The organism is Carboxylicivirga sp., assembly GCF_982718395.1.
The window spans coordinates 1-9,457 of record NZ_CEXQWX010000209.1; the positions used below are offsets into that span (position 1 = coordinate 1).

8 protein-coding genes are annotated in these 9,457 nt (G+C 35.7%); all 8 read right to left on the bottom strand.

What is annotated here, in order from left to right; all coding sequences use genetic code 11:
• A partial coding sequence (locus tag AC4MRQ_RS23275) for a DegT/DnrJ/EryC1/StrS family aminotransferase (protein WP_491200127.1) occupies positions 1-480 on the bottom strand: 480 nt, incomplete at its 3' end.
• Positions 481-496: 16 nt separating this feature from the next.
• Positions 497-1,951 (bottom strand): lipopolysaccharide biosynthesis protein, encoded by a 1,455-nt coding sequence (locus tag AC4MRQ_RS23280; RefSeq protein ID WP_491200128.1) that lies wholly within the window; start codon positions 1,949-1,951, stop codon positions 497-499.
• 49 nt (positions 1,952-2,000) lie between these two features.
• Positions 2,001-3,617 carry a hypothetical protein gene (locus tag AC4MRQ_RS23285; RefSeq protein WP_491200129.1) on the bottom strand — a complete coding sequence of 539 codons (1,617 nt, stop codon included), beginning with the start codon at positions 3,615-3,617 and terminating at the stop codon, positions 2,001-2,003.
• A gap of 7 nt (positions 3,618-3,624) precedes the next feature.
• Positions 3,625-4,755 carry a dTDP-4-amino-4,6-dideoxygalactose transaminase gene (gene rffA, locus AC4MRQ_RS23290; protein ID WP_491200130.1) on the bottom strand — a complete coding sequence of 377 codons (1,131 nt, stop codon included), beginning with the start codon at positions 4,753-4,755 and terminating at the stop codon, positions 3,625-3,627.
• Positions 4,743-5,456, bottom strand: a complete 714-nt coding sequence (locus AC4MRQ_RS23295; RefSeq protein WP_491200131.1) for a GNAT family N-acetyltransferase — start codon at positions 5,454-5,456, stop codon at positions 4,743-4,745. The genes rffA and AC4MRQ_RS23295 overlap by 13 nt, the downstream gene beginning before the upstream one ends.
• A complete protein-coding gene (locus AC4MRQ_RS23300) occupies positions 5,449-6,390 on the bottom strand; it encodes a glycosyltransferase family 2 protein (RefSeq protein ID WP_491200132.1) in 942 nt (313 codons plus the stop codon). Before AC4MRQ_RS23300 ends, AC4MRQ_RS23295 begins: the two co-directional genes overlap by 8 nt.
• Positions 6,391-6,481: 91 nt before the next feature.
• On the bottom strand, positions 6,482-7,363 hold the full coding sequence (gene rfbA / locus AC4MRQ_RS23305) for a glucose-1-phosphate thymidylyltransferase RfbA (RefSeq protein WP_491200133.1): 882 nt from the start codon (positions 7,361-7,363) through the stop codon (positions 6,482-6,484).
• Between the two features lie 525 nt (positions 7,364-7,888).
• The gene (locus tag AC4MRQ_RS23310; RefSeq protein WP_491200134.1) at positions 7,889-9,166 is read right to left on the bottom strand and encodes an IS4 family transposase; all 1,278 of its coding nucleotides are present in this window, start codon (positions 9,164-9,166) and stop codon (positions 7,889-7,891) included.
• Positions 9,167-9,457: the final 291 nt, after the last annotated feature.

Sequence of the window (9,457 nt, forward strand, 5' to 3'; positions counted from 1 at the left end):
TAGGGTTCCAAACGCATGTGCAGCATCATAAATAACTTTCAATTGATGTTTATGAGCTATTGTCTCAATCTCTTCAATATGACACGGTATACCATATACATGTGTAGCCAGAATAGCTGAAGTTTTTTCAGTTAATAACGCTTCTATCTTGTGAGGATCAATAGTGAGCCGTTCCGGATCAATATCAGCAAAAACAGGTTGACAATTTTCCCAAACAATTGAACTGGTGGTAGCAACATAGGAAAAAGGAGTTGTTATAATCTCGCCTCTTAAATCAAGGGATTTAATGGCAATCTGTAAAGCAATAGTCCCATTACCTGTAAACAATAAGTGATCTAATTTTAAATACTGCTTTAGTAATAATTCTAATTCATTAACTAAAGGCCCGCTGTTGGTAAGCCAGTTTCGTTCCCAAACCTGATCAATTAAGGAGTCATATTCTTTTCTTGATGGCAAAAAAGGTTTTGTTACTGGTATCATATTGTTTAATAATGACTTAGTTTTTGTTTTTAGTCTTTAGCTTTTTTATCTCATCAATTATAATCTTGGGCCCATCCATCTTAAAAACAAATGCACAACTAATATAAATGGTAAGAAAAGTAAGCCCAAATGTTATTCCATGAATAAAATGGTTCTCGAGTATAATACGTTCATTGATGAAAGCCAAAAATCCGTTTATACAGATAGCTAATACAAGGTACTTATATATTATAGTATAAAACCACCTTTTTGCTACTTTCATTTCTTTGGCAGAGAAGTGGATATTCAGTATCAGAGCTATAGTATAGGCTATGACCATGCCATATAAAAATCCTTTCAGCCCAAACCAGAAGCCAATTAAGAAGTTACTACCTATTACAATTTTTTTGTAGATTTCTAACCTTAAAAATGCACTTGAATTTCCTTTGCTTGAAATAATATTAACCAGTAAGGCACTAAAAGGATAAACGAATCCAGCCAGTACTATTATTTGGTAATATTCACCTGCTATTAACCATTGGTTTCCAAAAAGTAAAATAATCAAATCAGTACCAGTCAGGTAAAGTGCTCCTATAAGCGCAAAGGTTACAAAATTAAGTACATGAAATGCAGAATACACAATTTGCTTATAGCGCTCATTGTCATCGCTCACCTGGCTTAATACCGGAAACAAAACAGACATTAGGCTACCAGAAGTATAACGAATAACAAATTGATCGAGTGATTTGGCACGATAATATTGTCCCAATGTTGCAGGTTGGAATAATTTACCAATGATTAACGAATCCATTTGTCTGAAGATGGTATCCAATAAACCAGATAAAAACATTTTAAAACCAAATCCCCAAAGGCTTTTTAAGGCCGAGAATTTAAATATAAGGTGGGGTTTCCATCCCGTAAACAAATAGATATAAATGTTATTAACGATACCACTTATCAGGCTCTGAATGACCAATGCCCAGACGCCATATCCCAAATACGCCAAAGTTAGACCACCACCACCACCTATTATTAATGACCATATGCCGGCTTTGGTAGGTACAGAATAAATTAACTGCTTTCTCAACCATGTTCGTTGCACATTACAAAACGAGTTAATAATAAAGTTTAAAGACATTACCTGAACAACAGGTTTTAAAGCAGCCTGCTCATAGAAGTCAGACACAAGTCCTGACAAGGAATAAAAAATTATAAAAAGTAATGAACCTATTGAAATATTAAAATAGAATACCGAGCCAAAGTGTTCTTCTTTTACATCCTTTCGTTGGATCAAAGCACTTCCCAAACCCATATCAACCAACACGCCAGCAAGACTGATAACAACATTAGCCATCGCTAATAATCCAAACTCCTCAGGGGCTAATAGCCTGGCAAGTAATATTGATATAAAAAAACCAATTCCCTGACCTGAAAACTTGCCTAAAAAATCCCAGATAAAAGCTTTGAAGCTTTTTTGCTTTAATGATGTCACAATTTTCTTTTAAATAAAATATTGATGCTTGTAATAGTTATTGACATCATTAATTGTTGAGGATATAAACATTAAGGCCACTGTTACTTTTTAGTTGATGTAGTCTATAGTTTTTAAAACCAAAACTTTGAACATAACCCTCTGGAAAGGGATTGTCAGTATCTTCAATTAAAGCAAGTTTTGTCTTTTGCAATTGATTTTGTTTGAAATAGAAATCCAGCCGTTCTTCATTAAATTTAAATTGCAATAAAGGAGTCACCCCTTCAGATAGATAGACATATCCCCAAAGGTTATGGTGACTAACCAGCATTGTATCCCCTGGATTAATTATAGTTTGAAGTTCTTTTAGTGAGTTGAACCTTTTTTGATCTAACTTGATTGCTTCATCTGCATTTAACTCACTTAAGGCTATCTTCTGTTGAGAAAGCCTATATCCATTCCAGCCAGATGCATTTGTAAACTGGATACTAAAACGTAATGTCGCAAAAAGCAGAAAGAATATCAAAAAGAAAAACGTTTTCTTTTGAGAGTTTACAATGGCATATTGCAATACAAATACAATGATTGGTAAACTATATAAAGATGCCCGGATAGAGAAGTTGACATCTGTACCCAAACAGCCAAAGAAAGGAATAAACAAACAAAATAGACCAATTAATGCTTCCCGATAATTTTTGTTGATAAACAAATCAGCTATAATAAATGTAGCGATTGACAAAATAATGGTTGGTGGGGTAATGTTTCTGAAATTAGTTCTCAGATCAGTTAAAGTAATAACAAGAAAATATAAAACCAACACTGCAATTGTTACTGACTTTACTTTTAAATTGATATTCTTTCCCCACTTAATTATTAGTAATAAAATGGCTGGCAATGCTACCTCTTTAACTATATAAGTAAAGGTACTGATTGACCACTTAACCAAGTCTTTAATGCCATGTGATTCATCAAATGCATGGTATTTAAAAGCCATTAATGTTTCGTGGTAAAACTGTTCTAAACCTTTAATACTCCAAAAGAAGAGAAGAAAACCTATTATTGTGCCAGAAAATAAGGCTAATACATTGATGAATGCTGTTTTTCGTTCTTGTATTAAAAAAGGTAAGATTATTAACATTCCATAAATAGCCATATTGGTAATCATTACAAAGAACAATTGTCCATAAATAATTCCTGCCAATACACTAAATATAACAACTAACTTCTTTGTATCAACTCTAAGAGCTAGTATGTATAAACCACTGCCAGCAAAAAGAATAATAGAATTAAAAGTCATGTAATTTGGTACAAACTGAACTGGCATAAATAAAACAAAGAGACCAATAATGGAAGTAGTTAGGGCTTGAAATATTGTAAAACTGCCTTTCCACGTCAAACACAATGAAAATATTATACCACTCAGTAACAATAAAAGTACAGTTACTATTCTGATTGCTAAGATGCCTTCAGGAAATAACTTTAAGGCGTAAGCATGCCATTGGCTATAAGGAATAACCGCATCTGGTAAACGTAAATGAAGCAAGTACCATGACTCGTCTGAAAAAACAATCCCTTTGTTTAAAGCATATAAAACAACCAACAACACGGTTAATGCCATACCACCGAGTAGAATAGTTTTTTGCCTAAATAATTGTACCGATGCTGTATCAACTTTCTCTTTAATCATTTAAAAACTATTGATTTAATTCATTAATTGTTTCCACTATTAATTCCTGTGTTCCCAACTCAAAAAAGAATGGTAAGCGAACTAAGCATTCACTATAACGGTCACTATGGGATAGTTCTTCAATTGAACTATCTTGCTTAAGAATAAAGTCACTTTTATGCAGGCTTAAGTAATGAAACACAGCATGAATTCCTCTGTTTTTTAAATACTTAATAAGCTCATTGCGGAATAAAGGGGTAGGGCATACCAAATAAAACATATGTCCGTTGTTGGTGGCATAAGAAGGTACTGTAGGTAATATAACATTATTATTATCGGCCCATTTTTCTAATCCGTTATTATAGGTTTGCCAAATTTCATTTCGCCTATTTTGGATTGTATCCAGCTCTTCTAACTGAGCGTATAAAAAAGAGGCATTTAATTCACTGGTTAAAAAGCTACTACCTGTATCAACCCAACCGTATTTATTGATCTCACCACGAAAGAATTCTGCCCTGTTTGTGCCTTTTTCCCATAGGATTTCTGCTCGTTTAATAAAACGTTTATCATTAATGGCTAAAAGGCCTCCTTCTCCGCATTGTATATTCTTGGTTTCATGAAATGAAAATGTTCCAAGGTGACCTATACTTCCCAGGGGTTTATCCTTATAGTAACTATCAATTGCCTGAGCAGCATCTTCAATAACAAAAAGGTTATGCCGATCTGCAATGTCCATTATTATATCCATATCGCATGCGACTCCTGCATAGTGAACAGGAACAATGGCTTTAGTTTTAGATGTTATTAATGCCTCCAGTTTGCTCTCATCAATGCCAGGATGGTCTGGTCGACTATCGGCAAACACAATATGTGCACCTTGTCTCACAAAGGCCAATGCAGAACTAACAAAAGTATATGATGGAACAATGACTTCATCTCCGGGTTGGATATTGATTAGCATTGCACACATCTCAAGTGCATCGGTGCAACTTGTTGTTAGCAAGGTTTTTTTGAAGCCCCACCGCTCTTCAAAGAAAGTTTGGCACTTTTTTGTATATGGTCCATTTCCACTTAAGTGACCTGATTCAACGGCTTTATACAGATAATGAGCTTCCTTGCCTGTTATATAGGGTTTGTTAAATGGTATCATTTGTTCCATAGGTGGTAGATATATTGTATTTCTTTAATTGAGTATCCATTCTTTTTATAAAAAGAACATGCCTGTTTATTCGATAGCTGTGTTACAACGGTGGCATTGGTAATTTTATTCCTTATGTACCAATTTTCGGTGGCTTGCATTAACTGCCTGCCAATACCCTTGCCATGTTGCTTCTTTGCTGTTGCAATCAAACCAATATTACCTGTAAGACCTTCTTTCTTAAGGCTTACAAAACCATTGATTTGTTGATTGTCACAATGCACCAGAACCGTATCTGCTAATTGTCCGCTGATGGAATTATCAATCCAGGTTTTGTACATCTCTTCAAAATATGGTGCCAGTTCTGTATCCTTTTTAAAACGACTTTCATGACCGCTTAAATAAACCAACTGCAGTAGTTCCGGACAAGGATCTTGAGTGTACTCTGATATATGACTATTTTCTAATTGCTCAGGATTGCTATCAATATTTTTAAAGTAAGTAACTTTCTCATCCATTAATGCGGCACCAATATTGGCATTTTCCAGTTTGGATACTCTCTTTTCATTAGTAGTCATTAAGTACAGCAGGTCATAGCCTTGTTTGACTTGCTCTTCTTTTAGTTTTACCAGTTCTTCATTATTAAGGGTATCTAAATCAACCTTTCCGATTTTATAGTTAAAAAACTCACTATCCCAACTTAAGTATTGCATATTAATCATTCACGTTAAGGTTTAAAGAGTCTTTTACGATGTAAGTTGGCCTGTTTTTCACCTGGTCGAACATACGACCAATGTATAAACCAACAATACCTAGGGTGGTAATAATAATGCCCGATAAAAACCAAATGGAGATGATTAAACTGCTGTAACCACTGACACTTATTTGATGTGTTAAACTCCGGTATAATACATAGAGTGCAAATATAAATGCAAGGCATGAAATAATAATCCCCAACTTAACCGTCAAGCGTATGGGTTTATCAGAGAAGGATAAAATAGTATTCAATGCTAACTTTAATAAAGTGCTGAAAGAGTACCCACTTTTTCCTTCTTCTCTTTCATTATGGGTCACAATAATTTCAGCTGAATTAAAACCAACCCACTTGACCATCGTAGGAAAGTAGCGTGTATAATCTCTCATGCTAAGTATAGCTTGTACCACTTTCTTTGAATAAATACCAAAATTAGCAATCTCCGCGTTTTGCTCGGTATCTGTTAAATAGGCTAGCACTTTATAAAATAATTTTGAGCCCATTCGTTTAAAAAAAGAATCTTTTCTGTCTTTTCGTTTAGCAAATACAATATCATAGCCCTCTACAGATTTATTATATAGATTTTTGATTTCTTCGGGTTGATCTTGTAGGTCCCCATCCATCACTACGACCCAATCACCATTGGCATGTTCTAATCCTGCAGTGATAGCATAATGCTGTCCAAAGTTACGTGACAGGTTAATGCCTTTTATCCGCTCATTTTTACGAGAAACCTCTTTTACCAATTCCCAGTCATTTAATGGGCTATTGTCATTCACAAAGATAACTTCAAAGTTAGGACTGATTGAAGAAAGTGATTTTATTAACCGTTCTGTCAACTCCTTGATAAAAGGAGCACATTTATAAAGGGGTACTACTACAGATAATTGAATTGTTGACATTTTATATTATTCCGGTGTTAGGTGCCTTTGAGGAAGTTTTTATGAACGAGCCATCAATTAATTTATTACGTTGTAATTAAGCTAATTGATGTTATATATTTCTATCGGCGATTGCCAACAAATACTGTCCGTACTGGTTTTTACTCAACCGTTTTCCTTGTTGTACTAGTTCATCTTTAGATATCCATTGTTGATGGTAAGCAATCTCTTCGGGGCAAGCTACTTTTAAACCGATTCTTTTCTCCAGTGTTTCAACGAAATGACTGGCCTCCAGTAATGATTCATGGGTACCGGTATCGAGCCAGGCAAAGCCACGTCCCATTAATTCCACTTTTAATCGGTTCTCTTCAAGGTATTGCTGGTTAACTGTGGTGATTTCCAGTTCTCCTCTATGACTTGGTTGAATGGTTTTGGCCACTTGAATCACATCATTGGGGTAGAAGTATAGACCAACTACAGCATAGTTTGATTTGGGTTGTTCAGGCTTTTCTTCGATACTTGTTACGTTTCCTGCATCATCAAAGGTGCATACGCCATAGCGTTCCGGGTCTTTAACCCAATAGCCAAATACAGCAGCTTTGTTTTGTTCTTGAACTGTTGTGACAGCATTCTTTAACAACTCAGTAAATCCGTGACCATAGAAAATATTATCACCCAAAACCAGGCATACATCATCATCGCCAATAAATTCTTCCCCCAAAATAAAAGCCTGCGCCAATCCATCAGGAGAAGGTTGCATCACATATTCGAGACGAATACCCCATTGAGAACCATCACCCAACAAACGTTTAAAACCAGCCTGATCTTCGGGCGTAGTGATAATCAATATATTGCGTATGCCTGCCAACATCAATACCGACAAAGGGTAATAAATCATTGGCTTATCAAATACAGGCAGTAACTGTTTGGATGTGGCTAAGGTGATGGGGTGGAGGCGTGTACCTGATCCTCCGGCTAATATGATTCCTTTCATAGTTGTTTGGTATATTGCTTAGTCTTTAATCGATTGTAGATTATTGTTTATCCGCTATAGGTGCAGATTTTAGAAACACTGATTTTCAATTCACTAATTGTAACGAATTCTATTTTTTATTTGTCTAATTAGTTTCATTAATATTTATAAAACTATTCTTCATCAACTATTAAACCTAATGCTATAAGAGTTATTAGTTATTGAATTATTTTGTCTTCATCTTGTAAATCAATGCTATTCACATCCCCTTTTTAAGGGGATTATAGGGGGCAGATTAACTAATCTTGACATATAATACAGTATACTTATAACTGTCTTAAAACTATCTATTTGCCAAGTTAAGCCAAGTGTAACTCATCCTCCTCGTAAAAGGCTACTCTTTATACACATCTTTTTGTTTTAAGAAATCCAATGTAAGCAGGTATGCATCAAATTTATGTTGAAAAATATCAAGACCGTTTTTAATGGTAATATAACCGGGAGGGCTGTGTGATTTATAACCGCTCCAGCCACTTAACCGGGCGATTATCCAGGCGGCCCAGGCAGTAGTTTTGTCTTCATAGGGATTTTCTGTTTTCTTGTCTTACCTTCAAGTTGGAGTAACAGTATTGACAGGAATTGTAACTCCTGTTGTGAAAACAGCACATCCACCTTAACATTGTTGTGCGTGGCTAGAGACAGTTTAAGAGTCATTATTTTTAAAGCTACCTGGCGCGACAAAACCACCAGCTTCTTAAGGGCTGCTCCTGTTTCTAATTGGGAAGATTCTATGTCGAGACCTTTGCTTTTAAGAATTCTGAATAATTCTTCAATCAGCCATCGTTTACTGTACCACTTTAAGCAACTCAATGCATCGTCTTTATAGGAAATCCGGTGGGTGGTCAATAGCCTCCACAAAATAGGTTCTTCACCTTTGGGTACACTGTCGGTAAGTTCTTTTGCCTCAATGGCCCAAAGTTCTACAGAGTCGGGGTAGTTATCACCTTTTACCTTAGCAGGCTTCCTGATTTTCACCTTTGTATACTTCAGGGACAGTCTTGCAAGCCGGTTCTTTCGTTTTTTATTTCCTTTTATTTCCAATTCATACACGGTGCATGGTTGCTGCTTGTCTAATGTTTCATAAAGTTTCTGTCCTTTTTCCTTTAAATTCCGGTTTCTGCAGGCCCTGACCAATAAATTGACCCGGGAATCCGGTACTATGGAAAACTCTTCGTATATGTCAGCCTCCCTGTCTCCAATGATGGTAAGAGTGTGTGGTTCCGATAAAACATCTTTGCTTTTTATTGCTGAATCAATCCAGCGATATGGCTCTTTCTGTTCGATTGGTAACTTTGGGTAATTCCGCTCAAATTTATCTTTCTTGTCCCAGGCCCTGTTCCACAGCTTAAGCGAAGGGATGCCGATAGGAATGCCTGAGCCTGCATCAACGGCCAGTACCGGGTGACAGAAGAACCCGGCAATATTATTCAAGTTAACAGGACCAATGTCTGCATCGTCTTTCCCAATCCTTTCTAAATGGTTGGTGAAATTAAATTCTGTGGTGTCCTGAAGGCAAAGTATATGACCATTGCTCTGGTTGTCACCACAGGATTTTATAAGACCCTTAAACAAATCTTCGTATGAATAACTTTGGTTTCTGAACATCCTGTAAGCCCCTATTTTATCGATATTGGTATTACAAAACTTGTTGACAACTGCTTTACCAAAAGTATATATATCTGACATAACTTTCCCGGCTCTTTTTTCTATTCTTGCATCAGGTAAAAAACCATCAAAAAATCCCTCAAACTCATTGATTATCATGCTTTAAGATACAAAATACAAAACAGGAAAAATAGCTTATGTCGCTGTTTATCAATGTTCTAAGTGATTTTTTTCATTAGTAGATATTTGTGTATAAAGAGTAGCCTTCAAGGTGGAGGTGCCGCAGGCGTAGGGGGTATTATATTGTCAGATATTTTAATTGTCGAATCGTTGAATATTATTATTGCGAATCAAGAGTTGAAATATTAGATAAATAAGGCTGAAAGCCTTATAATTCAATGCTTGGGACAACGTCCCAAGATATCATACGATATGATAATTTAAGCTGAA